The 26,037-nt window shown below is 51.3% G+C and carries 26 protein-coding genes and 1 pseudogene; 4 read left to right on the top strand and 23 right to left on the bottom strand.

Going from position 1 to position 26,037, the window contains the following annotated elements; genetic code table 11:
* Nucleotides 1-38: 38 nt before the first annotated feature.
* Nucleotides 39-446 carry a cupin domain-containing protein gene (locus OGV77_RS16570; RefSeq protein ID WP_170928006.1) on the bottom strand — a complete coding sequence of 136 codons (408 nt, stop codon included), beginning with the start codon at nt 444-446 and terminating at the stop codon, nt 39-41.
* Between the two features lie 211 nt (nt 447-657).
* Nucleotides 658-1,041, bottom strand: a complete 384-nt coding sequence (locus OGV77_RS16575) for a VOC family protein (protein ID WP_087050505.1) — start codon at nt 1,039-1,041, stop codon at nt 658-660.
* Nucleotides 1,042-1,160: 119 nt separating this feature from the next.
* Between OGV77_RS16575 and OGV77_RS16580 the strand changes: the two genes are divergently transcribed.
* The gene (locus OGV77_RS16580; RefSeq protein ID WP_087050504.1) at nt 1,161-1,931 is read left to right on the top strand and encodes a DeoR/GlpR family DNA-binding transcription regulator; all 771 of its coding nucleotides are present in this window, start codon (nt 1,161-1,163) and stop codon (nt 1,929-1,931) included.
* A 37-nt stretch (nt 1,932-1,968) separates the two neighbouring features.
* Here the strand turns inward: OGV77_RS16580 and OGV77_RS16585 are convergent, their stop codons facing one another.
* Together OGV77_RS16585 and mppA are read right to left on the bottom strand one after the other, a co-directional pair.
* A complete protein-coding gene (locus OGV77_RS16585) occupies nt 1,969-2,238 on the bottom strand; it encodes a Rho-binding antiterminator (protein WP_075146233.1) in 270 nt (89 codons plus the stop codon).
* A 71-nt stretch (nt 2,239-2,309) separates the two neighbouring features.
* Nucleotides 2,310-3,923, bottom strand: coding sequence for a murein tripeptide ABC transporter substrate-binding protein MppA (gene mppA, locus OGV77_RS16590; RefSeq protein WP_043016190.1), 1,614 nt, complete (start codon nt 3,921-3,923; stop codon nt 2,310-2,312).
* Nucleotides 3,924-4,107: 184 nt separating this feature from the next.
* Here mppA and mpaA point away from each other — a divergent pair, with 184 nt between their 5' ends.
* Nucleotides 4,108-4,836 carry a murein tripeptide amidase MpaA gene (gene mpaA / locus OGV77_RS16595; protein WP_043016189.1) on the top strand — a complete coding sequence of 243 codons (729 nt, stop codon included), beginning with the start codon at nt 4,108-4,110 and terminating at the stop codon, nt 4,834-4,836.
* Here mpaA and ycjG read toward each other — a convergent pair.
* The gene (gene ycjG, locus OGV77_RS16600; RefSeq protein ID WP_087050503.1) at nt 4,811-5,776 is read right to left on the bottom strand and encodes an L-Ala-D/L-Glu epimerase; all 966 of its coding nucleotides are present in this window, start codon (nt 5,774-5,776) and stop codon (nt 4,811-4,813) included. The genes mpaA and ycjG overlap by 26 nt on opposite strands.
* A gap of 115 nt (nt 5,777-5,891) precedes the next feature.
* Here ycjG and tpx point away from each other — a divergent pair, with 115 nt between their 5' ends.
* A complete protein-coding gene (gene tpx, locus OGV77_RS16605) occupies nt 5,892-6,398 on the top strand; it encodes a thiol peroxidase (RefSeq protein ID WP_003020437.1) in 507 nt (168 codons plus the stop codon).
* A 53-nt stretch (nt 6,399-6,451) separates the two neighbouring features.
* Here tpx and tyrR read toward each other — a convergent pair whose 3' ends face one another.
* The 4 genes from tyrR to pspE all read right to left on the bottom strand — a co-directional run bounded on the left by tyrR (nt 6,452) and on the right by pspE (nt 11,057).
* Nucleotides 6,452-7,996 carry a transcriptional regulator TyrR gene (gene tyrR / locus OGV77_RS16610; RefSeq protein ID WP_043016187.1) on the bottom strand — a complete coding sequence of 515 codons (1,545 nt, stop codon included), beginning with the start codon at nt 7,994-7,996 and terminating at the stop codon, nt 6,452-6,454.
* A 145-nt stretch (nt 7,997-8,141) separates the two neighbouring features.
* A complete protein-coding gene (locus tag OGV77_RS16615) occupies nt 8,142-9,203 on the bottom strand; it encodes a YcjF family protein (RefSeq protein ID WP_087050502.1) in 1,062 nt (353 codons plus the stop codon).
* Nucleotides 9,200-10,597: a YcjX family GTP-binding protein gene (locus OGV77_RS16620; protein WP_047413472.1), complete on the bottom strand. Its 1,398-nt coding sequence runs from the start codon at nt 10,595-10,597 to the stop codon at nt 9,200-9,202. The genes OGV77_RS16615 and OGV77_RS16620 overlap by 4 nt, the downstream gene beginning before the upstream one ends.
* A gap of 142 nt (nt 10,598-10,739) precedes the next feature.
* Nucleotides 10,740-11,057: a thiosulfate sulfurtransferase PspE gene (gene pspE / locus OGV77_RS16625; protein ID WP_087050501.1), complete on the bottom strand. Its 318-nt coding sequence runs from the start codon at nt 11,055-11,057 to the stop codon at nt 10,740-10,742.
* A 228-nt stretch (nt 11,058-11,285) separates the two neighbouring features.
* Here pspE and OGV77_RS16630 point away from each other — a divergent pair, with 228 nt between their 5' ends.
* Nucleotides 11,286-12,296 (top strand): LacI family DNA-binding transcriptional regulator, encoded by a 1,011-nt coding sequence (locus tag OGV77_RS16630; protein ID WP_087050500.1) that lies wholly within the window; start codon nt 11,286-11,288, stop codon nt 12,294-12,296.
* Nucleotides 12,297-12,325: 29 nt separating this feature from the next.
* Here the strand turns inward: OGV77_RS16630 and OGV77_RS16635 are convergent, their stop codons facing one another.
* From OGV77_RS16635 to pspB, 14 genes and pseudogenes are all read right to left on the bottom strand, one after another.
* Complete coding sequence (locus OGV77_RS16635) at nt 12,326-13,231, bottom strand: OmpG family monomeric porin (RefSeq protein ID WP_286502890.1); 906 nt, start codon at nt 13,229-13,231, stop codon at nt 12,326-12,328.
* 68 nt (nt 13,232-13,299) lie between these two features.
* A pseudogene (locus tag OGV77_RS16640) lies at nt 13,300-14,381 on the bottom strand (ABC transporter ATP-binding protein).
* A 10-nt stretch (nt 14,382-14,391) separates the two neighbouring features.
* Entirely contained in the window at nt 14,392-15,060 is a 669-nt protein-coding gene (pgmB, locus tag OGV77_RS16645; RefSeq protein ID WP_047410965.1) for a beta-phosphoglucomutase, read from the bottom strand.
* Nucleotides 15,057-17,333, bottom strand: a complete 2,277-nt coding sequence (locus OGV77_RS16650) for a glycoside hydrolase family 65 protein (RefSeq protein WP_141110887.1) — start codon at nt 17,331-17,333, stop codon at nt 15,057-15,059. The genes pgmB and OGV77_RS16650 overlap by 4 nt, the downstream gene beginning before the upstream one ends.
* Nucleotides 17,330-18,385, bottom strand: coding sequence for a D-glucoside 3-dehydrogenase (gene ycjS, locus OGV77_RS16655; RefSeq protein ID WP_043016179.1), 1,056 nt, complete (start codon nt 18,383-18,385; stop codon nt 17,330-17,332). The genes OGV77_RS16650 and ycjS overlap by 4 nt, the downstream gene beginning before the upstream one ends.
* A gap of 10 nt (nt 18,386-18,395) precedes the next feature.
* Complete coding sequence (ycjR, locus tag OGV77_RS16660; RefSeq protein ID WP_087050499.1) at nt 18,396-19,184, bottom strand: 3-dehydro-D-guloside 4-epimerase; 789 nt, start codon at nt 19,182-19,184, stop codon at nt 18,396-18,398.
* A 16-nt stretch (nt 19,185-19,200) separates the two neighbouring features.
* Nucleotides 19,201-20,253: a D-guloside 3-dehydrogenase gene (gene ycjQ, locus OGV77_RS16665; protein ID WP_087050498.1), complete on the bottom strand. Its 1,053-nt coding sequence runs from the start codon at nt 20,251-20,253 to the stop codon at nt 19,201-19,203.
* 27 nt (nt 20,254-20,280) lie between these two features.
* Nucleotides 20,281-21,123, bottom strand: coding sequence for a carbohydrate ABC transporter permease (locus tag OGV77_RS16670; RefSeq protein ID WP_003020474.1), 843 nt, complete (start codon nt 21,121-21,123; stop codon nt 20,281-20,283).
* Complete coding sequence (locus tag OGV77_RS16675; RefSeq protein ID WP_286502891.1) at nt 21,110-21,991, bottom strand: carbohydrate ABC transporter permease; 882 nt, start codon at nt 21,989-21,991, stop codon at nt 21,110-21,112. The genes OGV77_RS16670 and OGV77_RS16675 overlap by 14 nt, the downstream gene beginning before the upstream one ends.
* Nucleotides 21,992-22,011: 20 nt before the next feature.
* Nucleotides 22,012-23,304, bottom strand: coding sequence for an ABC transporter substrate-binding protein (locus OGV77_RS16680; RefSeq protein ID WP_047410938.1), 1,293 nt, complete (start codon nt 23,302-23,304; stop codon nt 22,012-22,014).
* Between the two features lie 16 nt (nt 23,305-23,320).
* Complete coding sequence (locus OGV77_RS16685; RefSeq protein WP_087050497.1) at nt 23,321-25,027, bottom strand: sugar phosphorylase; 1,707 nt, start codon at nt 25,025-25,027, stop codon at nt 23,321-23,323.
* Between the two features lie 164 nt (nt 25,028-25,191).
* Nucleotides 25,192-25,422 carry a phage shock protein PspD gene (gene pspD / locus OGV77_RS16690; protein WP_047410921.1) on the bottom strand — a complete coding sequence of 77 codons (231 nt, stop codon included), beginning with the start codon at nt 25,420-25,422 and terminating at the stop codon, nt 25,192-25,194.
* Between the two features lie 8 nt (nt 25,423-25,430).
* Complete coding sequence (pspC, locus tag OGV77_RS16695; protein WP_043016173.1) at nt 25,431-25,790, bottom strand: envelope stress response membrane protein PspC; 360 nt, start codon at nt 25,788-25,790, stop codon at nt 25,431-25,433.
* Entirely contained in the window at nt 25,790-26,014 is a 225-nt protein-coding gene (gene pspB, locus OGV77_RS16700; protein ID WP_003020509.1) for an envelope stress response membrane protein PspB, read from the bottom strand. Before pspB ends, pspC begins: the two co-directional genes overlap by 1 nt.
* Nucleotides 26,015-26,037: the final 23 nt, after the last annotated feature.

Here is a 26,037-nt window from a genome sequence, read left to right on the forward strand (position 1 = left end):
TTTCCTCAGGGATTGGGTATTACCAGAACCAGCATAGTTCAGGGCAACAGGTTGTACTCAGCGTCGCTCACCGGTTCCAGCCACTCATTCGATGCGCCAGGCGCCGGGATTTCAACCGCGATATGGGCAAACCAGCTGTCACGCGCGGCGCCGTGCCAATGTTTCATGCCTGCCGGGATGTGTACGACGTCACCGGTTTTCAGCTCACGCGCCGGTTGACTCCATGCCTGATACCAGCCTCTTCCACCAGTCACCAGCAATATTTGTCCCCCTTGATGATGGATATGCCAGAAGTTACGGCAACCCGGCTCAAATGCTACGTTGCCAATTACCACACCTTCCCTGGAGAGCATGGTCAGATAGCTGTCGCCAGTGAAATACTTCGCATACGCTTCATTTTTCTCCCCTCGCGGAAAGACGCTGTTGCCATCAAATTGGTGATTCATAATCTCCGCATCAGCGCTGGACACGGTATTCAGTTGATTTTGCATTTCGACTCTCCAAAACGGTGGCGGCATGCGCCACCGGATGCTGAAAACTATAAAAATTATAGAGACTCGACAGGCTGGTGATTAGAGGTGGAAAGAAGGACAAACTTATGAATCATACTCATTAATAATAAGCGTACGATTTATCTCCTGGCGCTTGCGTTAAGCTCTACGCCACAATTTCAATCAGGTTACCGTCCGGATCGCGTATTACCGCTTCGTAATAGCCATCACCTGTGGTGCGTGGGCCAGAAACTAATACACCCTGTTCTTTTGCACGCATCGCCATAGCATCAACATTTTCGCTACCGCCAACGGAAATGGCGAGATGCACCCACCCTGAGGTGTTATTGTCCGGAGTATGTTTTGTCAGCCCGGGCTTAGTCATTAACTCAATCGCGATATCTTCACCCATTCTGACAAAATAGGATTCAAATCCAGGATTGGTTTTACTGCAGTATTTTTCGTTGACCCTTGCGTCAAAAAACGTAACCCAGAACTGAGCTTGCTGCTCGAGATCCAATGTCCATAACGCGATATGCGCAACCTTCATAGCTGACCTCTACTTGCTGTAACCAAAAAAATAGGTTCCCCACAGGGATGTTGACATCGCGAACCATAATGCACGATCATGCTTGTTGTTGCTCGATTTTTATTTTCTCTGGAGTGTTTATGCTCGATTACGCAGCGTTCCCGGAACAACGCCAGGCGCTTATCTATCAGATCCTGCAGGAAAACGGCAGAGTCATCTGTTCCGAACTTGCCAGCAGGTTAGGTGTTTCTGAACATACAATCCGCCGTGATCTGCATGAACTGAGTAAAGATGGCGTGTGCAAAAAGGTCTATGGCGGCGCGGTCATTGCACTCCCTGAGTCCGAAGACATCACCGTGCGCAAGAATATTAATGTGGCGAAAAAGAGCAACATCGCGCAGAGATGTGCCCGGTTGGTCAAATCGGGAAGCTGCATTTTTATTGACACCGGCAGTACCAACCTGGCGATGGCAGAAGCCCTGCCCGCCGAGCTGGCGTTAACCGTAGTGACAAACTCACCGGAGATTGCTGCCGCTTTGCTAAAAAAGCCGTTGTTTGAGGTCATTATGCTGGGCGGCGCGGTACAGCGATCTTCGGGAGGGTGTGTGGGCGCCCCGGCCATCTCACAGGTGCAGGGTATTTTATTCGATCAGGGATTTATTGGCGGCTGCGCGATGTCGCCCGAGTCCGGATTAACGGGATTTGATTACGCGGATTGTGAGTTCAAAAAAGCGGTGATCAAGCAGTGTAATGAAACTATCGTCGCGCTGACGGCGGAGAAAATCCCGGCAGTTGCCCGTTATATCGTCACTGAAAGCAGCAATATTGATGTAATTGTCGTCGAGGAAAATATCAGCAAAGAGTATGCCACGGCTTTCCAGGCGCACGACATCCGGATTTATACCGTGTAGCGGCGGCGCTACGTCCCTTTCAATATGGCCGTATGGCTCATCGAAATCTCACTGTGCTGAACGACGCCCCTGGCGTCAGCGCGGTGATTGATGACAGACAATCCAGACGAATTTTTTGCTCATTTTCATGCAGCTCCACCAGCAGAAATTCTTCTTTATCGGCGGTGGTACAGGTTGTCAGCGCTTTGGCATCAAAACATGTGCTATCCGTTAACTCAATGCGCAACAAATAGTGGTACATACAGGCGATTTCCAGGTAATCATGAAGATCGCAATCTATCGGATGATACTTTTCCATTGCTTTCATAACCCCACCTTCGTCACAGCCTTATTTGTTCGGGAAATAGCCAGTACCACTTCCCGAACGAGCGAGCTATTTCAGTGCTTCACAATATACATTGTGCGACTGTATGCGACATCTTCAGGGTTAGTAATCGGATATCCTTTCAACCACGGTTTAATTAAACGTCCGTTGGTATACTGATAAATCGGCGCAATAGGTGCCTGTTCCATCAGAATTTTCTCCGCGGCATTATAATCGACATTGCGCGCTTTCTGCGTATTCTCCAGAGTAGCCTGGGTCAACACTTTGTCGTAAGCAGGATTATTAAAGCGGGAGATATTACCCGTATGGGTCGAGGTTAATAGCGACAGGAATGTAGATGGCTCATTGTAATCACCTACCCAGGAAGCGCGGATCACATCAAAATTACCGGTATTACGGCTATCGATGTAGGTTTTCCACTCCTGGTTTTGCAGTTTTACGTCAACGCCGAGATTTTTCTTCCACATCGACGCGACAGCAATAGCGATCTTCTGATGGTTTTCAGAGGTGTTGTACAGCAGCGTCAGTTTAAGCGGTTTCTGTGGACCATAGCCCGCCGCACGCAGCAGCGTTTTCGCCTGCGCATTCAGTTCTTCCTGACTCATTTGCTCAAACGGTGAAGGTTCCGGCACAAATCCTGCCGTGACATCCGGCGTAAAATGCCATGCGGGCTTTTCACCGGTTCCCAGAACTTTCTCCGCCATCAGACGACGATCGATAGTCATGCTAAGCGCCAGACGCACGCGTGAATCTGCCGTCGGTCCCTTCTGGGTATTGAAGGCATAATAGTAAGTACCAAGCTGCGGCGGGGTGTAAACCTGGCCCGGGATATCCTTCAACAATTTCTGATACATGTTTTTCGGGAAGGACTCGGTAATATCGATATCACCAGCAAGGTAGCGCTTGGTTGCTGCCGATTCCTGGTTAATTGGCAGGAAGGTCACTTTTTGCAGCACCGTTTTGGCGTTGTCCCAATAATGCGTATTCGGCACAACTTCCAGTTTTTCGTTGACGACGCGATCTTTGAGCACATAGGCGCCGTTACCGATCAGGTTGCCCGGTTTGGTCCACTCTTTACCGCTCTCAACGTTAGCTTTTTGTACCGGATAAAACGCGAAACTCGCCGTCAGATTGGCAAACCAGGGCAGCGGTTTATCCAGTTGGACTTTTAATGTACGCGCATCAACCGCGCTAACGCCGAGCTTATCCGGAGAGGCTTTCCCATCGATGATCGCCTGCGCGTTGCTAATTCCCGCCAGCGCAGCAAACCAGGCAAACGGCGACAGCGTTTTCGGATCAACCAGACGCTGCCAGCTATAGACAAAATCCTGGGCCGTTACCGGCGTACCATCGGCCCATTGCGCATTGTCACGCAGCGTAAAGGTCCAGATACGGTTATCGTTGCTTTTCCATTGGGTGGCGACGCCGGGCACAATCTCGCCCTTCTCATTCTGGTTGACCAGCCCTTCAAATAAATCACGAATAACCTGAATTTCAGGAAGCCCGACGGCCTTTGCCGGATCCAGCGACGCAGGTTCGTCTTTGATATGACGCACCAGTTCTTGCTTTTCTGCCAGTACCGTTCCGCTGGGAACATCAGCAGCCCAGGATAATGAAATGCTGCTTACCAACAGCGCACAACAGGTTACTGAAACAGAATGCTGCATAAAATACCCTCAATTCCGGCTACTAAGTGAATGTGTAATTATTTGTATCGCCAGCAGGAAATGCAATTAACTTCCGACAAGAAAGTGATATTACACCTGAAAAGATAAGTGTGTGAAAACGATTTGATTATCCATACATTTTGCACAACACTGCGAGTAATAACCCATGCATTCAGAGATGACTATGACCGTTACCCGCCCCCGTGCCGAGCGCGGCGCATTTCCACCTGGGACCGAACATTACGGACGTTCATTGTTAGGCGCGCCGTTAATCTGGTTTCCCGCATTGGCAGCCGATCGTGAAAGCGGCCTGATACTGGCAGGAACGCACGGCGACGAAAACGCATCGGTCGTCACTCTCTCCTGCGCATTGCGTACGCTTAACCCTTCCTTGCGTCGTCACCATGTGGTGCTGGCCGTTAACCCTGACGGTTGCCAGCTCGGACTACGCGCAAATGCCAACGGCGTGGATCTAAACCGTAACTTTCCCGCCGCAAACTGGAAAGCGGGCGAAACGGTGTATCGCTGGAACAGCAGCGCAGAAGAACGCGATGTGGTGTTGCTGACCGGCGAAAGTCCGGGCTCAGAACCGGAAACCCAGGCGCTATGCCAACTTATTCACCGAATTCATCCGGCGTGGGTAGTCTCTTTTCACGATCCGCTGGCCTGTATTGAAGATCCCAGGCGCAGCGAATTAGGCGCGTGGCTGGCGCAGTCGTTTGAATTGCCCCTCGTTACCAGCGTAGGTTATGAAACGCCCGGCTCTTTTGGAAGCTGGTGCGCAGATCTGAACTTACACTGCATAACCGCCGAATTCCCCCCCATTTCATCAGATGAAGCGAGCGAGAAATACCTGCTGGCCATGTCCAATCTCCTGCGCTGGCACCCTAGAGATGAAGGTGTCCGGTCGTAAAATACAGTGCCGGCTCCGCGTCGCTGGCAAGCCAGGTAGGACCATCAAGATCGGCAAAGCTAACCTGCGGCGTAAGGGGTAACGCCGCGCCGATCGCCCGGGAGGTGCACAGCATACAGCCCAGCATGAGCGCAAATCCCTGCTCGCGAGCTTCATTTGCCAGCGCCAGCGCTTCCGTCAGGCCGCCTGTTTTATCCAGTTTGATATTCACCATTTCATAGCGCCCGTGCAGCGCTTTCAGGCTGCTGCGGGTATGACAGCTTTCATCCGCGCAGATCGGCAGCGGATGCACAAAATTCTCCAGCGCGGCATCGTCCTGCGCCGGCAGCGGCTGCTCCAGCATCGCCACACCTAAATCAGCCAGGAGCTGACAGCGTGCCGCCAGGCCTTCTGCCCGCCAGGATTCATTGGCGTCGACAATAATCGTGGCATCAGGGACCGCGGCACGGATAGCGACCATCCGTTCGCTGATTAATCGCGCATCCAGTTTAACCTTTAATAGTTTCGCGCCATTTTCCCACAACGCAGCCGCGCTCGCCGCCATTTGTTCCGGCGAGCCAATCACCACGGTTTGCGCCGTCGTTACCACTTCCGCCAGCTCACTTCCCACCAATTCCGCCAACGGCTGCTGCTGTTGGCGCGCACTCAGATCCCACAATGCGCAGTCCACGGCATTACGCGCAGCCCCCGCTGGCAGCAGCTTTTGCAGCTCTTCACGGGTCAGTCCGTTTTCCAGTTGTGGCGCAATGCTCATAATTTGCGCCAGCACAGAAGCATCGCTTTCACCGTAGCGCGGGTACGGTGTGCACTCGCCGATACCGGTGACGCCGTTTTCTGTGACTTCAACTACCACCACATGCGCTTCGGTTCTGCTCCCACGGGCGATAACAAAGGGAGTGTGCAGCGGCCAGGCTTCCTCATACACCTTAACTGTTCTCATCTGTTTTCCTTAATGCAGTACCTGAAGCGGATATCCGCAAATAGCGTTTGCCGTGTTAACTACTGATGGCATAAACTAGCCCTGACGTTAACTATATGTAAACAGGAAGATAACCATGTCACAAACCGTTCATTTCCAGGGCAACCCGGTAGCCGTTGCCGGCTCTATTCCTCAGGCTGGAAGCAAAGCTCAGGCTTTTACCCTTGTGGCTAAAGACCTGTCTGACGTTACGCTGGGCCAGTTCGCAGGCAAGCGCAAAGTGCTGAATATTTTCCCAAGCATCGATACCGGCGTTTGTGCGGCATCGGTACGTAAGTTTAACCAACTGGCGACAGAAATCGACAATACCGTCGTACTGTGCATTTCGGCCGACCTGCCATTCGCCCACTCTCGTTTTTGCGGCGCGGAAGGTCTGAGCAACGTTATCACGCTGTCCACCCTGCGCAACGCAGAATTCCTGAAAAACTACGGTGTTGAAATCGCTGAAGGCCCGCTGAAAGGCCTGGCCGCACGTGCCGTGGTCGTTATCGATGAAAATGACAACGTTGTTTTCAGCCAACTGGTCAATGAAATCACCAACGAACCAGACTACACAGCGGCGCTGGACGTACTGAAAGCGTAAGCTGCGTCTGCATACAAAAATGCCTCCGAATGGAGGCATTTTTATTTACGGCATTACTCTTCGCTTTTTTTCTGTTGGCTCAAACCATACTCACGCAATTTGTTGGCAATCGCGGTATGCGAAACGCCGAGGCGCTTGGCCAGTTTGCGCGTACTGGGATAATTCATATAAAGCTGCGTCAGCACTGAGCGTTCAAAGCGGCTGGTAATTTCATCCAGCGACCCTTCCATCACCTCTTCTCCGACCGCAACCGTTGCCGCATCGTAATCCGGCAGTAAAATATCCTGCGGCCGCAGCTCATAACCTTCAAGCTGGGTCAGTGCCCGGTAGATGGCATTTTTAAGCTGACGCACGTTACCCGGCCAGCCGTAACGGGTTAACACCGTGCTGAGGTCAGCGGACAGCTTCGGACGTGGCACGCCCTGCTCATCGGCGAAGCGCGCCACAAACAGTTCGGTAAGCGGCATAATATCCTGCGGGCAATCGCGCAGCGGCGGCAGGTTTAACGTCAGTACATTCAGACGATAATAGAGGTCTTCACGGAAAAGTCCTTTTTGTACCAGCTCAACAAGATTCTTTTGCGTCGCGCAAATCACGCGGACATCAACGTTAACCTCGTGATCTTCTCCCACCCGACGGAACGTGCCGTCATTGAGAAAACGCAGCAATTTGGTCTGCATTCGCGGCGACATTTCGCCAATTTCATCTAACAGAACCGAACCGCCATTCGCCTGCTCAAAGAAGCCTTTTTTGCCTTCCGGTGCATGGCCAAACAGTTCGCTTTCGACCGCATCTTCAGGAATTGACGCGCAGTTGAGCGCCAGATACGGTTTCGACGCACGCGGACTGGCCAGGTGGCATGCATGAGCAAAGAGATCTTTGCCGGTGCCGGTATTACCGGTAATCAGCAGCGGCGCGCTCAGCGTCGCCAGCTTACGCGCCTGTTCCACCACGTGTTTCATTTTGGCGCTGACGGCAATAATCTGGCTAAACGCGCTCAGATCCTGGGTCGTCATATTTTGCAGTTGACGTCCCATCCGCAGGGTGGAACGTAGCATGACAACAGCACCGGTCAGCATCTGCTCCTGATTTTCACCCTGCAAATGGACAGGCGTAATTTCCATCAGGAAGTTCTGGCCGTTAATAACGACATGCTCGCTATGAGAATCCTGTGGATTGCTTTCGAGCCAACGCTGGAAGTTAAACCCGTTGATTAACTGGGCGGCGGTATGATTGCGCATCCGATCCTGAGTGTGCGCGAAAAGCTGACAACTCGCAGGGTTCGCCATCTCGATTTTGCTTTTCATGTCCAGAGAAAGGACCGGTTCTGGCAATGCCTCAAGCAGCGCGCTCAGCGCAAGATGTTCACGCTCGGAGGGCATCCAGGGCACGGTACGCACATCCGTAACCCCTGAGATACGGCGGATTTCAGCCATCAGGCTGCTGAAGTTAGTGAACTCCAGTTCCGCAAAATTGAGGTAAATTCGCCCGATGGGGTCAATCTCGATACCGCGTAAATCAATGCTTCTGAGTACCAATAAATCGAGCAATTCGCGGGTCAGACCAAGTCGGTCTTCACAAAAGACTTCCAAACGCATAGGAACCTTCACCTGGACAAGGGATTATGTGTTAAATGATAAGACAGTATTTCGTTTGCAGGAAGAACTCTGTCAACAAATATTGACAGCTCGTTGGAAAATTGGGCGCCGGGCGTAAAGTTAAACAACTGGCGCCCAATTTTAGTTAACTTTCGCGTGGAGATTTGTTCTTTTGTAAGGTCTCTTTCACCTGACCAATCAATTGACGGCGAAAATCGCCCAGTCGCGGCTTATCGTCATCTATCCACGGCAGCGGTCGGCACAGTTCCATGGCTTTAATGCCCAGTCGCGCCGTTAATAACCCCGCGCCAATGCCCTGTGCGGCACGCGTTGACAAGCGGGCGGCTAAATCCTGCGACATCCAGTCCATTCCTACTTCCCGCACCAGCTCACTGGCCCCGGCAAAAGCGATATTCAGCAGCACCAGTCGGAACAAGCGCAGGCGGCTGTAATAACCAAGTTCAATGCCATAAAGCGATGCAATACGATTGATCAGCCGCAGATTGCGCCAGGCGATAAACGCCATATCCACCAGCGCCAGCGGGCTGACGGCAATCATCAGTGTGGACTCTGCCGCTGAACGGCTAATCTCACGTCGGGCCTGCGCATCCAGCACTGGCTGCACAAGATGGGCATACAGGCTGACCACTTCGCGATCGTTCTGCGTTTCATGAATTGAGGCATACCAGCGCTGTAGCGCCGGATGGGACTGATCGATACCCGCCTGCTGCGCCAGCTTTTCACAAAATGCACGACCTTTTCCGGTTCCATGGCTGTGGAGCAGATCTCGTGCTTCGTCACGCTCGTGCGCGCGCTGGCGCAAGCGCCATAACCGACGCCACTCGGTCGCAACCGATCCAACACCGGCACCGATAATCAATGCGCCAGCGGCACATCCTCCCAGCGCGACCCAGTCCTGAGTCTGCCAGGCGTTCATGGTCCACTGCACGCCCTGCGCGACGACGCTCACGCCAAACAGCGCCAGGCCCCCCATCACCATCTTACGCCACAGACTGCGTTTAGGGCGTAAGGCCGCATCAATGACGGCCTCAGCCTGACCTTCGTCTTCCAGTGGTTCATCCACTTTCGCCGGAGAAAAAGTCTGTGCCTCCGTCTCATTGAACATCTGCTGCGCTTTAAACGCCGCGTTTTGCTCCACCTCCAGCGGACCTGAGAAATCGATACGCGGTTTTAACGGCTCGCTCATCGCAATTTATCTCCTATTAAAAACTCCAGCGCGGCATCAAGACGAATATGCGGTAAGGGTTTATCGACATCCATAACCTGCGGGCGAAACGCCTCAAACTGGAAGCCCTGGCTGTCCCAGAATGCCTGTCCGGGTAAACGCGCGGGTACTTCCCCCGGATAAACGGTTAGCGGTTCGCCATCGCTCAGCCGATTACCACGCAGCGCCGGGATCTTCTCGCCCTTCACATCGATCAAACCGCTGGTGGTTGCCTGTACCGATGCCAGTCCCAGACAATCCATGCTGATACCTTCGAACGCGGCGTTTTGCCAGGCGTCCTGGATCAGCTGCTGCAATAACGACACCATATTGGCGTGCTGATCCACCGTGACGTGATCGGCTTTGGTAGCGGCAAACAGCAGCTTGTCGATCACTGGAGAAAACAGCCGACGAAACAGCGTGCGCTGTCCGTAATGGAAGCTCTGCATCAGTTGGGTGAGCGCCAGACGCATGTCGTTAAACGCCTGTGGCCCGCTGTTGAGCGGTTGCAGGCAGTCGACCAGCACAATCTGGCGGTCAAAGCGCAGGAAGTGATTCTTATAAAATCCCTTCACGACTTTTTCACAGTAATAGTTAAACCTGTCGCGCAGCATGCCCGCGTTGGTGTGTTTGTCTGCCTGGGCCAGCTTCGATTCACCATAAGCATCAACGTCCGGCCACGGGAAGAACTGTAACGCAGGCGCGCCCGCCATATCCCCGGGCAGGACAAAACGGCCCGGCTGAATAAAATGCAGCCCCTGCTGCTTGCACTGATGCAGATACTCCGTCCAGGCGGCAGCGATTTCCGCCAGACGGTTTTCATCAGCAGACGCCAGCGGATCCAGCCCCTGGCATAACTGACGCCATCTTGCCGACCATTCGCCCCGCTGCCCTTGCAATAACCCGGTCATTTGCCGCGACCAGCTCAGATAATCCTGGGCCAGCATCGGTAAATCGAGCAGCCACTCTCCCGGATAATCGACGATCTCCAGGTACAGCGTGGAGGTGTCTTTAAAATGGCGCAATAAAGAGTCATTGGATTTGTAGCGCAGCGCGAGGCGTATTTCACTCACACCGCGCGTAGGCGTCGGCCAGGTCGGCGGTGAGCCATACAACTGCGCCAGTCCCTCATCATAGGTAAAGCGCGGAATGCCAAAATCGCGTTGTGGAACCCGTTTAACGCCGAGCAAACGCTCTTCGCGCACGCAACTGAGCAACGGCAGACGCGCACCGGCATGAATATTGAGTAACTGGTTTACCATCGCGGTGATAAACGCCGTCTTACCGCTGCGGCTAAGTCCGGTGACAGCCAGGCGCAAATGCCGGTCTACGCCGCGATTAACCAGCGAATTGAGTTCATTTTTAAGTCGCTTCATCGCCATCCCGTTTTGCTGAAGGAACCGAAGAAATTATAACAAACAGGAAGTAAAGATAGGGGTCAATTCTTACTTATCAACTACCTGAGCTGTATCAGGCGGCATTATTCTTACCGCCTGCTGCAGAATGAATGCGGGCGGTTTATTTATTCTCTACTTTAGGAAGCGCTATCTGATTGATGCCACCTTCGTTGGTCACCTGCGTGTAGCCCATTTCAGTCAACATATCCTTGGCCTGCCCCGATTGACGCCCGGAGTTGCAGTACAGCTTCACAGTGTCGTTCTTATCAGGAACTTCAGCTGCGATACGCGTCTTCATCTCTTTCAACGGTATGTTGACGGCCCCCTGAATATGCTGCTGTTGGTACTGTTCAGGAATACGAACATCAATCCAGTGTTCGGCTGCAAAAACCGGCATGCCAATGACCAGTGCCAACGCTAATACGCCTTTTTTCAACATAATATCTTCCCGACTGATTGTTGGATTTAACCACCACACTATACGCTTGTTCTTAAGAAAATATTGCGACCACATTATCACCGTCTGCAGGTGCGGACGATTGTTCCTCAGGTGACACATACTGCAGTTAGCCTTTTGATTTTTCTACCCGCATTCCGAGATTGTTGTCATTCGCCAATTAACTCCATAATATGTCCGCCATTGACTCTCGGACGGAGCTTGGGATCTATGTCTCCTACCATTTATGATATTGCACGAGCCGCTGGCGTATCAAAATCCACGGTGTCGCGCGTGCTGAATAAGCAAACCAACATCTCGCCGGAAGCGCTTGAAAAGGTGCTGCGCGCTATTGATGAGTTACAGTATCAGCCTAATAAACTTGCTCGCGCGCTCACCTCTTCCGGGTTTGATGCAATAATGGTGATATCTACCCGTTCAGCAAAAACTACCGCCGGTAATCCGTTTTTCTCTGAAGTACTGCATGCCATTACGGCCAAGGCCGAAGAGGTCGGTTTTGATGTCATATTGCAGACGTCGCGAAGCACCGAAGATGATTTACAAAAATGTGAGAGCAAGATTAAGCAGAAATTGATCAAAGGGATCATTATGCTGAGCTCTCCTGCTGATGAATCATTTTTTGCACGTCTGGATAAATACAACGTCCCGGTTGTGGTTATTGGGAAAGTTGAAGGCGGCTACGCCAATGTCTATTCTGTAGACACAGATAACTATCGCGACAGTATTACTCTGACAAATGCGCTGATTGAAAGTGGGCACCGTAATATAGCCTGTTTGCATGCGCCGCTTGACGTTCATGTTTCTATCGATCGCGTGAACGGTTATAAAGCCAGTCTTCAGGCGCATAACATTAATATGCGCGATGAATGGATTATTGACGGTGGTTATACCCATGAAACAGCCCTGCTCGCTTCACGAAAACTACTGAGTCAACAACCGTTACCCGACGCTGTATTTGCTACCGATAGTTTGAAATTAATGAGTTTATATCGCGTGGCGGCTGAGAAGAATATTACTATTCCGCAGCAGCTTGCCGTCGTAGGCTACAGTAATGAGCTGTTATCGTTTATGCTGACACCGGTTCCTGGCGGAATTGATGTACCTACCCAGCAGTTGGGCGAGCAAAGCTGTAATTTATTATTTAACCTGATCGCAGGCGAGAAAGGATTAAAGAATATCACGGTGAGCACACACATATCGCTGGCCGACTCACTGGTGTAAAAACTGGGGCATTAATGCCCCAGTTTCTTTTAGAATGCGTAGTTCACGCCTATACCAGCATAATGGAATCTGTCACTTTCGCCTTCGTCGTGATCTTCCCACTCATAGGCATACTCCAGCGACATTGATAAACCGTTCTGGAAATCATATGCATACAGTAAACCGAGACGATTGAAGTCATGGCCTTCACGTGCAGGGTCATCCTGCCAGTCCCAGTTTGACCAGCGATCAAGCCCCAGACGGGTATACGGCGTCAGGGTGGTATTGCCGAAAGACAGCGGCAAATATGCACGAATTTCCTGGGTTGAGAATTCACCATTATTGCGCGAATCAGCCAGATTAAAACCGCGTTCGAGGTAATAGTTAACCGTTAAACCCACCGTTTCGTTAAACGTATAATTCAGACCGGTCTCACTTTCAACGCGGCTATCAGAGTAGCCGGTGGTGCTCAAATCATTAACGAACTGATACATCGCCAGCCAACCGCTAAAGCGCAGATCGTCGGTCAGTTTAACATCCCAGTCCGGCTGAACTTTCCAGCGCTGCATATTGGCGGTGTCTTTTCCGGGTTCATTGACATAGTGATAACCGTAATTACGGAAACCACCGGTCAGGCCGAAATTAACATCCTCGCTTTCCAGAAATTGATAGCGGACTTCCAGTTCTGGGCGATCAAACCAGGTTCCACATTTCCCCTCGCTGTAATCAACCGGTCCTTCCTGATAATAGGCCAGCGATATTTTCCACGGCCCATTAGACGCATTAAAATAGACGGACGGCTCAGCCAGTCCATCCATATCTTCGCCCTGACCTTCAACATTTTCTATTTCGTACATAGCACCAATATTAAAGTGCCAGTCATTCTTTTCAGCAGCCTGCGCGCAGGCCATTCCTGCGCTCATAATCAGCGCAGTAGCGGACAGTAGGGTTTTCATTATTATTCCTTGTTAAAATACTCGCAAAAATGCCCCAAGGCTTGGGGGATGATTATCCCCCCGGAATTTTATTGAATAGCCACTTCAGTTTCAGCATCAAAGAAATGGCATTTCGCCATATCAAAATGAATAGTGATGTTCTCTCCTGCGTGATAATCATTCACTGCCCCAGCACGGACCACTAACTCATGCCCCCCAACAATGGTATAAAGCATAAATTCAGCGCCGGTTAATTCTGCAACGCTAATTTTTGCCGATACACTATTTTCATTATTAAGCTGCGGATGTATATCTTCAGGACGAATTCCCAGCGTGACCGCCTGATGTTCATAACCCTGCGCTTTTAATTGTGCTAATTTATTTTCTGGAATCGTTAATTTCAGTGTTTCTGTGACAAACTTATCACCGTCAATCGCGCCACGAATAAAGTTCATAGCCGGTGAGCCAATAAATCCGGCGACAAACATATTTGCCGGGTGGTTATAAACCGTTTTCGGTGCACCAACTTGCTGAACAATGCCATCCTTCATAATCACAATACGCGTCGCCATCGTCATGGCTTCGGTTTGATCGTGGGTAACATATATCATGGTGGTATTGAGTTTCTGATGCAGTTTGCTGATTTCTGCCCGCATCTGTACGCGAAGTTTGGCATCGAGATTCGATAAGGGTTCATCCATCAGGAAGACCCCTGCCTCACGAACAATCGCACGCCCCAGCGCCACACGTTGACGCTGTCCACCGGATAACGCGCAGGTTTACGCTGCAGATAATCGCGCAGGCCAAGGATTTGCGCCGCCCAGTTGACACGCTCTTCAATCACGGCAGGGGCAATTTTCTGCATTTTCAGGCCAAACGCCATGTTGTCATAGACTGTCATGTGCGGGTACAACGCGTAGTTCTGAAAAACCATCGCAATGTTGCGCGATTTCGCCGGCACATCGTTCATCCGTTTACCGTCAATCAGCAGATCTCCGCCACTGATCTCCTCCAGACCGGCGATCATGCGCAACGTAGTAGACTTCCCGCAGCCGGAAGGTCCAACAAAAACAATAAACTCTTTGTCTTCGATTTCCAGATTGAAGTCTTTAACGACGTGTACCTGGTTGTCGTAAATTTTTTGAATGTGTTGCAACGAAAGCTGTGCCATGTTGAATCCTTTACTTGTCGTGTTGCCAGAAAGCCGATAAGCACGGCCACGTCAGAAATTCGGTTGCAGGAAGCTGCAAGCCTGCCCCATTCAGCCCTGTACCGATGCCGACAGAAAGCATGCCGCAGGCGTTGATTGCATCAATTCCCGCTTGTGCATCTTCTATGCCAATACACTGCTGCGGGTCAACGCCAAGGCCCGAACACGCGGCCAGGAATATTTCGGGATCTGGTTTCGAGCGGGAAATCAGCGCCGCATCTGCACAGAAATCAAAATAAGAGCTAAGATCAAGCGCTTGTAAAATCGCTGGGGCATTGAGGGACACAGAGGCCAGCCCTACTGGAATTCGCTCTTCCCGCAGCGTCATCAGCAGCTCACGTATTCCCGGCAATACCGAGTTCACCGTCAACTGGCGCAAAGAATGGACATACAGTCTGTTTTTTCTCTCGGCCAATTGTACGCAGGCCTCAGCAGAAAACGCCCCCGCCTTCCCACCATGGCGCAAAATACGCTGTAGCGATTCGCTGCGACTAATCCCTTTCAGGCTGTCATTAAATGCTTCGTCAATCGCAACCCCGATTTCAGCGGCTACCTGCCGCCAGGCGAGAAAATGCAGATGCGCAGTGTCGGTAATCACGCCATCTAAATCAAAAATGATGGCCTGTGGTTTGAGTATCATTCATCGCCCCTTTTTGTGGTAGCGGTCCCATAGCTGGGCGAAATAATGGCGTCATTACTGATTACGGCCTCCCCCTGCACGGAGATTTTTTCGCCATTGACCCAAAGGAAAATTTGCTCAGCACTGCGAATACGGATTTCGGCAGCGTTGATAGTTATCTGCATAGCGGAACCCTGCCAGCGCAGCGGAAAAGACAGCATTTGCCAGTGAGCAGGTAATGCAGGCGCAAGATGTAACTCTCCATGGCGAACGTTCACACCAGCAAATCCCTGAATTGCGCCCAGCCAGATGGCCCCCGTCGCCGCGGCATGAATTCCGTCATCACAACTATGTGGATCATCCCCAAGATCGATAAGCGATCCTTCGCGCCAGAACCGATACCCCTGAGCCGAATCACCGCAACGTGCAGCCACAATCCCATGGATCGCCTTACTCAAAGACGAGTCGTGTATTGTGCGCGGCTCGTAAAAACGCAGGTTAGCCAGACAGGTTTGCGGGCTAAACTGCTCCGGCAACATGTAGGTCAGCATCACTACATCGGCCTGTTTAAGAATTTGCATCTCATTGACTTCTGCACGGGAGTAATCGAGCAAAACGGTCTGCTTGCCCGCTTTGGCTTTGTACTGCGACAGGTCGATAACCGGTTTGTTCAGGAAGGTATCATCCTGAGGAAGCACGCCATCGGGCTGAACTTCCGGTCGCCAGAGATGCTGTAAAAAATGCTCTGCGCGATGAATAAACGTGTCATCGCCGCAGCCCAACCGACGGGCAAAACACAGCGCCTGCTCTACGTTGTACCAGGCCATGTAGTTGGTGAACGCATTGTTGTTCACGTGCTCAGTGTATTCATCCGGGCCAATCACATCGTGGATCTCTAAACGACCGTTGACCATGATCGCTCTGCTTATCCAGAACTTTGCCGTTTCCAGCAGCAGCGTTATACCTTCACGGGACATAAAGTTCATATCCCCGGTGGCATGCCAGTAATTGATTACCGCCCAGGCAACATCCGCCACGAGGTGATGTTCAGCCTGTGCGGAGGCCACTTTTTGCCGCAGCCCGGTACGGATGTTGATCGCCGCGAATTCAGGCGTTTCCTCATCACCGCTGCGAGCGCTTTCCCACGGGAAAAGCGCGCCCTGCCAACCGTTACGGCGGGCTTTCTCACGCGCGCCCGGCAAATTATGCCAGCGATAACGCAGTAGACTTCTCGCGGTTTTCGGTTCGGTAAACAGGTGAAACGGTAACAAAAAGACTTCAGTATCCCAGAAGATGTGCCCTTTATACCCTTCGCCCGTCAGACCTTTGGCCGCAATACTGCTGCGCTCATCGTGGTCTGGGGTCATCACACGCAGATGATAGAGTGCATAGTCCAGCGCCCGCTGATCGCTGATATCCGTGCTGGTAACCTGAACGCGACGAGTTTGCCACCAGGCATGCCAGTTGGCGCTCGACTCAGCCAGCAGTGCGTCATATCCTTGTTGCGCGCATGCTTCCAGGTTACGCAGTGACTGGCGTCCCCAGGTCTCCAGCGACAGGTTACGTTCGCTCGCCCAGTCTACCCAGCTCATTTTCGTCAGCGTGACGCGCTGCCCGGCTTGCGCATGTACGCTGTTGTGTTGTAACAACCGGCGCTCTTTCGCGGTGAAACAACGCTGCGCCGCGCCATCTACATCACAATATGTCGTGATAGCGATGTCATTACGATTGTCCTGGGTGGTGTAAATCCCTTGCATAAGATGCTGACCAAAGACCCGGACCTGCGTTTCGTCCAGATGCTGGCGACCATGATTAGTGATCGTGGCATCAATACCGGTCGAGATACCAATGTTGGCATCGGCATCCAGTGGCGTTACGACAACTTCCATAGCAAACAGCGGCAGTTTATGTGCCGAGACAAATCGCCTGCTCTCAATGGCAAAACGCGCCCCGTCAGACGCACGCCAGGTAAGCGTACGGCGTAATTCTCCGCTGGCAATATCCAGTTCACGATGCCAGCTTTCAATCACACCGCTGCTGAGTGTGAAAATCTCACCATTGAGTGAAATCTCGACGCCCACCACATCAGGCAGATTAACCAGTTCATTAATTTCGCCTTTCCCTGCCCGGTGATACAGTCCTGCAAGGTACATGCCGCGAGTTTGTAAGGTGTAGGCTTCCTCGTGGCTGGCGCGAATGCCCATATAACCGTTGCCGGTCGTCATGAGGGACGCATATTTATTCAGGCTGTGTGGGCAAAAAGCCGGTTCAGTTAGCATTACTGGCTTCGTCATAAGTCTACGTAGGTCCCTGTTTCAGCCGATTGATACAGTGCGGCAACCAATTGTTGAATAACGACGCCTTGTTCTGCGTCAGCAATAGTGACAGGCTCACCCTGGACATGATTCACGAAAGCGTCCATGCTGCGATAATGACGGTTGTCATCAGCCATTTCGCGCGCAAGCAGCACGTCAAGCGCACCATCGCGGTCGGTGTAGACCTGGGCCGGGAATAACGTTGCCCCCGCCAAATCGCCGCAGAAATTAACGTTCATAATCGATTGTTCCGGGATATTCAGCGCGAAAGAGGTTTCCAGGCGCAGGATACCGCCGTTATGAAATTCAATCGTGCCGAACAGGGAATCCTCCACGGTATACGTCGCGGGATCCCATTTCCCAAACTGGCCGCTGTTTTTACGCGTGCCAATGCGTTGATAGCTGTGCGCGTTAACGCGCTTTACCGCCGGGAACCCCAACACATACATGGCGGCATCCAGCATATGAATACCAAGATCAATTAACGGCCCGCCGCCCTGCAGTTCTTTGTTGGTAAACACCCCCCAGCCGGGCACGCCGCAGCGGCGCAAAGCACGGACATTGGTGACATAAATTTCACCCAGCACACCGGCCATAACCTGCTCACGAAGCAGTTGCGTATCCAGTGCGAAACGATGATGAAAATCATAAGCCAGTACTTTTCCCATCCGACGCGCCGTTTGACACATTTCCAGCGCCTCGTCTGGCGTCATCGCCGGAGGTTTCTCGCACATCACATGGCACCCAGCGTTCAATGCCAACATGGTGTGTTCATAATGAAAACGATTGGGCGAGCAAATACTGACGATATCTGGCTTAGCCTCACGTAACATCGTTTGAGGATCGTCCCAAACCTGCGGATTACCGTATTTTTCTGCAAACAGCCGCGCCTGTGACAGGCGGCTGTCGCAGACAGCCACCAGTTCCAGATCGTTACGGGTGCAGTAGTACGAAGCATGAACTTTATCCGCCACCTGCCCGGCGCCGATAATGGCGACGCGTAGCGGGGAGCTTGTCAGTGCACTTTTCACGGAAATCCTCTTAGCAGGTACGCAGCCAGGCCAGTGACTGACGGTACGCTTCCGGCAGATTCTCTGCCCGTACGCGCCCTTCGTACACGACGTAACCCTGATAATTATCTTCACGCAACTGGTCAAACAGCGCAGCGAAATCCAGCGTACCGCTCCCCGGCTGATAACGATGATTATCCGCAATATGGACGTGACCCAGCAGATCGCGGTTGTCGTGCAGCGCCTGTGCCATATCGTCTTCTTCGATATTCATATGGTAAAAATCACCAATGATTTGCACATGCTTCAGGTTGTTTTCCACGATATAGCGACGGGCATCCGCCAGGGTGTTGATCATATGATCCTGATAGCGATTGAGCGGCTCCAGATACACCACCGTCCCCGTACGCTCGGCAACTTTATCAAGATAGATCAATGAATCACTGACGGCCTTACGATCGCCTTCCAGGCTACGCGGGGACGTCATCGGCGGTAAGCGGAAGGTAAACATGCCCCATGCCGCGGGTACAATGATGCCTTGCCCACCGACTTCGGCCAGCGCTTCGAGAATGCGGGTAATCTGCTGTAAACCGTTCAAACGACGCTCTTCGATAAAATCACCGATCCAGCCGTCATATCCGCCGCAGGCGGTCGTGACGGGCAGCCCCGTTTCTTTGATTGCCGCTTTTACTTCTGCAAGATTATTGATCAGCAATTTGCCGTCAATTTCAAAACCATCAAACCCCATTTCTTTGATATAACGGAATTTTTCAAGAATGTTTTCCGGGAAAAAAGCCTGGTTCTGTGTTCCGATTTTCATTTTCTGCATTCCTTAATTAAAACGTCACGCCCATTTTGATGCTCTTTTCCGGATGTCGGTCCACATACTGCATATAGCTTTCCGGGCTGCTGGCAAAAGTTACTACCGGGTCAATAAGTTCTTCACAGTTCAGATAACCGTTCATCAACAGCTCCCAGCAGGTCTCCTCAATACGCTTGCGGCTCCAGCGCGGATAATCTGGATTTGGTTCACTGCAGGCGCGGGAGAAGACAATTTTGGCGTTGTTGAAGTGCGCTTCACGCCCAAGGTTGAACCCTTCGGCAAAAGGTTTCGCGAAAGCGACATAGGAGATGGTTCCACCATAGGCCAGACCACGTAGCGCCGATTGCAACGCATCCGCATAGCCGCTGGTTTCGATGATCACATCCGCGCCCTGCTTGCCGGTCAGCTTCTTAATTTCCATTCCCACATCGGTGCCCAGAGGATTCAGACAGAAATCCGCGCCGTGGCGACGTGCGATATCGCAGCGATGAGCAATCGGATCCACGCCAATAACCACCGAGGCTCCCGCTTTCTTAGCTAACTGGACGGCAATCTGACCAATCGCACCTAAACCCACGATGACTACGAAGTCGCCGACACGCACATTGGCGTCGCGCACACCGCTCATGGCAAATTGTGCCGGGTCATAGCAAACGGCATTTTTCCACGAACTGCCTTCCGGCATTTTGCGTAATTTATAGTTGTTCACCGCATTAAAAATAACCGTTTCAGCCAGAGGACCGTAGCCGCAAACTGAATCGCCAACGGCGTATTCGGTCACATCGCTGCCACACTCAACAATATCGCCTACCACCATGTTGCCAAGCTGGAATTTGCCGAATTCAATCCCGCGCGGCGCCCCTTCCGGACGCGGCATGAACATTTGCCATTCGCCGTTAAAATCTTCGTCAATAAACGGGCTGGCCGCGCGAAAATCGACGACTTCCGTGCCATGTTTCGGCGCACCAAAGCGAACGCGTACTTTAACTTCATTGGCGGATACCGCTCTGTCTTCATATTCCACCAACGCCGCAACGCGCGGTTCTGTGGCAACTAACTTCTTCATTTACAACTCCTTAATTAAACTGGCCGCTTAGCCTTTCACGCCGCCTGCGGTCAAACCACTTTTAATAAAACGTTCGGAAAGCGCATACATAATGACAACCGGCAATGCAGTGACTAACGATGCAGCCATCATGCGTCCCCAGATGTAGTCAGGCGTACTGAACAGCGCGTTCAGACCGACCGGTAAGGTAAAATTGCTGGCGCTGGAAAGGAAAATCGAGGCAAACAGATAGTCATTCCACGCCACCATAAAGCAGTACACAAAGACCGAAACCAGACCAGACATCGCCAACGGAACGGTAATGCGAAAGATGATCTGCAGACGATTCAACCCATCCATCATCGCGGCTTCTTCTATCTCATCCGGAATAGTGTCGAAGTAGCTTTTCAGCATGAACACCGCGGTCGGCAGCGTCTGGGTGACCATGGTGATAATCAACGCCATTTCGGTGTCATAAATACCGAGCGCCGTGATGATTTTGAAAAGCGGTACCACCAGCAGGATCCCTGAAAACATGTACACCGTATAAAAGCTGGCATTGATGGTCATTCGTCCCTTAAAACGCAGGCGGGAAAGCGCATATGCCCCGAGCACGCCCAGAAATACCGCCACCACCGATGACGTGACCGATACCACCAGGCTATTACGGAAGTAGTCAACAAACGGGAAAATCATCGGGTTGAAGATGTCGATGTAATGTTCCAGCGTCCATTGCTGCGGTAACAGCGTCGGATGCAGCGAGATCGCCTCTTTTGCGCTTTTGAATGAGGTCATCAGCATCACAAAAAATGGAAATAGCGTGATGCCCAGAAAGACAATTAATCCACAGTAAAAGCCAATGCGGCCAAGCGTGCGCTTATTTGTTGCCATTGAGGTTCACCCGTTTTCTGGTCAGCAGGATTACAGCGAAAATGATGACGAAGAGGACGACAGAGATCGCGGCCGCTTTGCCTAAGTCATTAAATGCAAACGCCGTTTTATAGAGATAGACCCCGAGAATATCGACTTTAGTGGTCAATAGATAAACACCGGCGAACATGTAGAACATCCAGATCGTACGTAGCGTGACCACGGTCGCCAGCACGGGCATAATCGCCGGCAGCGTGACGATACGAAACCGTTGCCAGGCATTCGCGCCGTCCATTTCTGCCGCCTCATACAACGATTTATCAATAGTCTGTAAAATCGCCAGAAACGAGATAAAGGCGTATGGGAAATAGCGCCAGATGGCGAACAGCACGACCAGCGCGAAGCTGCTGCCGGGATTGTCGAACCACAGCGGCGCCTGATCGTAGAGATGCAACAGATCCACGCCAAGGTAGTTCACAATGCCGTAGCCGTTGTTGAACATGTATTTCCAGGCAAACACCAGCGAAATTGATGGCGTTACGTAAGAGAGGATGACCAGTGAGCGCGCCGTTTTCCGCAGACGAAACTCACGGTTAAAAAACATTGCCACTCCCAGCCCCAGTACCGTGCTCCCTGCCACAACCAGCGCGGTATACCAGACCGTCATCCATAGCGAATGCCAGAATCCAGGATCGGATAAGATTCGGATATAGTTGCTCAGCCCGACAAACGTAGACTCAATTTGCGGATTAAGCGGCAGACGCATAAAGCTGATTTCGATATTAGATATCATCGGCCACGCCACTAAACCGCCCAATAACAGTAAGCTGGGCGCCAGCAGGAGCATGGCAAATGGCATATCAGATCGACCTGAAAAGAACTTATTCATCACGGCTTTCCATTTCCCCATTAGCGCTGTTCAACGAGGTCATCCAGTTTTGTCTGGCTGGCCTTGATAGTCGATGAAAGGTCAGCTTTCCCTACCGTGACGTTGTGCACCATGGTACTCACAACACCCGATCCGGTTACGTCGCCCATGCGGGTAAAGTTCTTATCACCTACAGCGCCAAAGACCTGAATATTCGGCAGTTCGGCAATCAGTTGATCGGGTAATTCACCCAGCGCTTTGATAACGGCGTTATCTTTCCACGTCGGCGTATTCACCACCGCTTTGTTGACCGGCAGCGCAGCCCCTGGCGACATCATGACCCAATCCGCAATGTTGTCGGCCTGCTCCATGAAGGTGACAAATTTCTCTGCGGCTTCTGTCTCTTCGGTTTTTTGACCAGCAGTAATGGTTAGCGACGTCAGCATGCCGTAAACCGCGGAATTTTTTTCCGTCGGTACCATAAAGCCAACATTTTTAGGATCGCCCTCTTTGATCACCGCCGGGAGGATATAGGTGGAATAAATCGCCATTGGCGCCGTGCCGTTCATGAAAGCGTCTTTGACTTCCATGATGTCGTTAGAGCCCGGCATGGTGTTCATGGCAAGTTGGCGGTAATACTGCAGCGCCTGCGCCATCTCAGGGGTGTCGAGCGTAATCTTTCCCTGCGCATCAAAAACGTTGGCCTGGTTAGAGAGCGCGAACTGAGAGAATGACTGTTCGGTCAAAACGCTTTCTGCCGTGGGCAGCGCAATACCGTATTTCTTACTGCCAGGATTGTTGAGCTTCTGGGCCACGTTCAGCAATTGCTGCCAGTCTTTTGGTTCTTCCAGTCCAGCTTTTGCCAGCACATCTTTGCGATACCAGATCCCACCAATCCAGGCGCTGACCGGAACCCCGGTCCATGCACTACCATCTTCAGTGCGCACAATACGCAGGACGCCATCATAAAAAGTCCCTTCACCGACGCCGTTGATGACCTGCGCCACCGCTTTACGATCGATAAGGGATTCTTTATCCATAACTTTCGCGTAGTCATGGCTGGTTTCAATGACTTCAGGCAGTGAACCGCTGCGCGCCAGGGTAATGACCTTGGTGTTGTAAGCATCTTCTTCCACAGGAACCTGTTTGACGCTGATGCCCGGATTTTCTTTTTCAAAACGCTCAATCAGTTTTGCAATAACTGCTTGCCGCTCCTGCTCGACAGAAGAGTGCATAAATTCAATCGCGACAGAGGATTTTTTATCATCCTTACACCCAGAAACCAGGGCGCAGGAAACCAGTGCTGAAATCAGCACAATTTTAGCTTTAAGCATGAAATGTTCCTTTTTATTACTTAACCCACATGACCTGCCAGGCGTACAACGTTAATTCTTTACCTGAAATAGTTTCACCGCTAATCAAATCAAATCCATTTTCAATATCAATGCAAATGGTTTGCGTATGACCGCTGACATTAAATAGCCCAATAATTTCCTCGCCTGTTTCCGCCGTACGTTTAATTTGCATGACAGCTGGTGTAACATTGCAAATTTGAAAATTACTATCAGGGTGGAATGCTTTATTATTACGACGTATTACAATGAGTCGGGATAACTCATGATAAATAGCGTTACGCAAACTGGTTTCATCTGCCAGCTCCGTTTCTATTTGTCTTATCTGATATTTTTTGCGGTTGATCGCACGGTTATAACCTAACGTCTCAACACCTTTATAGTCATTGCGTGATCCAAGGATGCTTTGAATGTAAACCGCCGGCACACCAGGAAAACTCAGCAAAATGGCATGTGCGAGAATAAAGCGAGAAAACCGCTCAGCATCGCTACAATTTCCTGGCGTTAGCGCATCCATATATGTCACGTTAATTTCATACGGACTGCGAGTACCATCAGGATTATTTTTCCAGTTAACCAGCGCGCCTTCCTGTTGTAATTCTGTCACCAGACGCATGATCTCGTCTTCAGGCAACAAACCGCGCAATGGATTGAGACCAATACCGTCATGCGATGCGAGAAAATTAAACCAGGTGGTCTCGCCAGACGGCAGTTCCAGTGATTGCGCCCACTGGCACAATGTCGACGTGTCCTGGCGTTGTACCGCATGCAGCACCAGCGGCGGCAGCGAGAACTGGTACACCATATGCGCTTCATCACGGCCATTACCATAGTAAGACACGTTATCCTTATGTGGGACGTTCGTTTCGGTAATAATCGCTGTGCCAGGCGCCGCACAGTCAGCAATAGCGCGGAATAGTTTGATAAGCTGATGCGTTTTTTCCAGATGAATACAGCTCGTTCCTGGCTCTTTCCACATAAAGCCAACTGCATCCAGGCGGACATAATCTGCGCCCTGCTCAAGATAGCTCAATAGCACATCGACCATCGCCAGTAGTACTACCGGGTTGGCATAATTGAGATCGACCTGGTCGTCGCTGAACGTCGTCCATAAATGGCGTACGGTGTTATCTTTTAGCGTAAACGGCGTCAGTAACGGTAATGCGCGTGGACGTGTGACGTTGCTCAGGTCCGTATCAGGATCCATTGCAATAAAGAAATTTTCATAACCGTCAAGCTGTTGTAAATAATTATTAAACCACTCGCTTTTAGCTGACATATGGTTACAAACAAAATCAAACATCAGTCGACTGGATTCACCTAATTCCTTAATATCATTCCAGTCACCCGTTTCTTCGGCAACCTGATGGTAATTAATCACGGAAAACCCATCATCCGATGACCACGGATAAAACGGCAGCAGATGCACATGAGAAAATGTCGTCTTAAGCCATTCATTATAAAATTGATTAAATGTAGGCAGCGGTTTTTTACCAGCCCCGTGGAATTGATCGGCGTAGGTAATAAGAACGACATCGCCCTCATCCCAATGCGCTTTACGGATCTTTTTAATTAATCCCTGTGACTTCTCTAAACGTGCAAGCAGCGCTTCATAGTGGCATGAAGTAAATGTATCACCATAAACTTCTGTCAGACATTTTTGGATTTTTTGGTTCACCTTCAATTCTCGTGGTAGCGGTCCCATGAATCAAGAGACTACTCTGCGTAAAATAGGCTGTCAATCAGCTGAGGTGGTCTGGAGGGGGGTAAAAAAAGAATTTTGGCAGCCAAAAAATCGTATTTGTGAGCTGCCGCAAATTAACTGAGGGAATGTTGATTAATTGTTGCTTGCTTTTGCTGATTCAGATATCAGGTTTGATTACCAGAATAGCGTTTCGACAATTTTGCTGCAGCCCGACTCAACACCGGCTCCAGAACCAACGCCAGCAGCATTTTTAGCGGGCGTCGGGCGACGGATTTCACCGCCCACCCTGCTACCCCTGCCGGGCCGTAGCGAAGCGCCGTCAAAAGCACCAGCTTACCTGCTATTTTAAAGCCCGGCTTAACCCTTTGCCCGGCACGTTGCCAGCGATTGTTCATGTCTAACCTCACAATTGGCGGAAACGACTACGTAATGAAAAAGTATCAGACGTCACATAACGTTCCATTTCACGCAAACGCTTTTCACTTGCTGCCAGCTCGCGATCGACGGCATCCAACAGCTCGCCGCTAGATGGCTGTTGCTCGCCACAGACCACATTGTCCGGCATCGGGTCTAACACAAACGTCAGCACGATGTAGGCGACGAAGGTGAAAAAGGCCAGGCCAAAAAAGACTGACAACACCACCAGGATCCGTACCAGCTTCACAGGTACATCGAGATAATGCGCAATACCTGCGCAAACCCCCTTCACCATGCCCTGCTGCGGAATACGCCACAGTTTTTTGTTCAGGTTAACGCCTCCCATTAGCGGTCCCTCCAGTTTGGATGTTCAGCATCAAGGATGTCTTCCAGCGCCTGAATGCGCTCGCGCATCCGCTGTGCGTCATCGTTGAGTTCGACCAGACGTTGCTGTTCACTTTGCGACAGTTCGCCACGACTGGAACGGTTGCTGTAATGCAGCCAGAGCCAAATCGGTAAAACGAACAACACAAAGATGGTTAACGGGATAGCCAGAAATAGCGCGCTCATGAGTACTCCTTACAGGTGATGAG

It is taken from the genome of Citrobacter sp. Ce129 (assembly GCF_030334545.1).
Classification (GTDB): Bacteria; Pseudomonadota; Gammaproteobacteria; order Enterobacterales; family Enterobacteriaceae; genus Citrobacter; species Citrobacter europaeus.

Excerpts from the sequence above, each read along its gene's own strand:
- OGV77_RS16570 (WP_170928006.1), bottom strand. The coding sequence starts at position 446 with ATGAATCACCAATTTGATGGCAACAGCGTCTTTCCGCGAGGGGAGAAA.
- OGV77_RS16575 (WP_087050505.1), bottom strand. The coding sequence starts at position 1,041 with ATGAAGGTTGCGCATATCGCGTTATGGACATTGGATCTCGAGCAGCAA.
- OGV77_RS16580 (WP_087050504.1), top strand. The coding sequence starts at position 1,161 with ATGCTCGATTACGCAGCGTTCCCGGAACAACGCCAGGCGCTTATCTAT.
- OGV77_RS16585 (WP_075146233.1), bottom strand. The coding sequence starts at position 2,238 with ATGAAAGCAATGGAAAAGTATCATCCGATAGATTGCGATCTTCATGAT.
- mppA (WP_043016190.1), bottom strand. The coding sequence starts at position 3,923 with ATGCAGCATTCTGTTTCAGTAACCTGTTGTGCGCTGTTGGTAAGCAGC.
- mpaA (WP_043016189.1), top strand. The coding sequence starts at position 4,108 with ATGACCGTTACCCGCCCCCGTGCCGAGCGCGGCGCATTTCCACCTGGG.
- ycjG (WP_087050503.1), bottom strand. The coding sequence starts at position 5,776 with ATGAGAACAGTTAAGGTGTATGAGGAAGCCTGGCCGCTGCACACTCCC.
- tpx (WP_003020437.1), top strand. The coding sequence starts at position 5,892 with ATGTCACAAACCGTTCATTTCCAGGGCAACCCGGTAGCCGTTGCCGGC.
- tyrR (WP_043016187.1), bottom strand. The coding sequence starts at position 7,996 with ATGCGTTTGGAAGTCTTTTGTGAAGACCGACTTGGTCTGACCCGCGAA.
- OGV77_RS16615 (WP_087050502.1), bottom strand. The coding sequence starts at position 9,203 with ATGAGCGAGCCGTTAAAACCGCGTATCGATTTCTCAGGTCCGCTGGAG.
- OGV77_RS16620 (WP_047413472.1), bottom strand. The coding sequence starts at position 10,597 with ATGAAGCGACTTAAAAATGAACTCAATTCGCTGGTTAATCGCGGCGTA.
- pspE (WP_087050501.1), bottom strand. The coding sequence starts at position 11,057 with ATGTTGAAAAAAGGCGTATTAGCGTTGGCACTGGTCATTGGCATGCCG.
- OGV77_RS16630 (WP_087050500.1), top strand. The coding sequence starts at position 11,286 with ATGTCTCCTACCATTTATGATATTGCACGAGCCGCTGGCGTATCAAAA.
- OGV77_RS16635 (WP_286502890.1), bottom strand. The coding sequence starts at position 13,231 with ATGAAAACCCTACTGTCCGCTACTGCGCTGATTATGAGCGCAGGAATG.
- pgmB (WP_047410965.1), bottom strand. The coding sequence starts at position 15,060 with ATGATACTCAAACCACAGGCCATCATTTTTGATTTAGATGGCGTGATT.
- OGV77_RS16650 (WP_141110887.1), bottom strand. The coding sequence starts at position 17,333 with ATGACGAAGCCAGTAATGCTAACTGAACCGGCTTTTTGCCCACACAGC.
- ycjR (WP_087050499.1), bottom strand. The coding sequence starts at position 19,184 with ATGAAAATCGGAACACAGAACCAGGCTTTTTTCCCGGAAAACATTCTT.
- ycjQ (WP_087050498.1), bottom strand. The coding sequence starts at position 20,253 with ATGAAGAAGTTAGTTGCCACAGAACCGCGCGTTGCGGCGTTGGTGGAA.
- OGV77_RS16670 (WP_003020474.1), bottom strand. The coding sequence starts at position 21,123 with ATGGCAACAAATAAGCGCACGCTTGGCCGCATTGGCTTTTACTGTGGA.
- OGV77_RS16675 (WP_286502891.1), bottom strand. The coding sequence starts at position 21,991 with ATGAATAAGTTCTTTTCAGGTCGATCTGATATGCCATTTGCCATGCTC.
- OGV77_RS16680 (WP_047410938.1), bottom strand. The coding sequence starts at position 23,304 with ATGCTTAAAGCTAAAATTGTGCTGATTTCAGCACTGGTTTCCTGCGCC.
- OGV77_RS16685 (WP_087050497.1), bottom strand. The coding sequence starts at position 25,027 with ATGGGACCGCTACCACGAGAATTGAAGGTGAACCAAAAAATCCAAAAA.
- pspD (WP_047410921.1), bottom strand. The coding sequence starts at position 25,422 with ATGAACAATCGCTGGCAACGTGCCGGGCAAAGGGTTAAGCCGGGCTTT.
- pspC (WP_043016173.1), bottom strand. The coding sequence starts at position 25,790 with ATGGGAGGCGTTAACCTGAACAAAAAACTGTGGCGTATTCCGCAGCAG.
- pspB (WP_003020509.1), bottom strand. The coding sequence starts at position 26,014 with ATGAGCGCGCTATTTCTGGCTATCCCGTTAACCATCTTTGTGTTGTTC.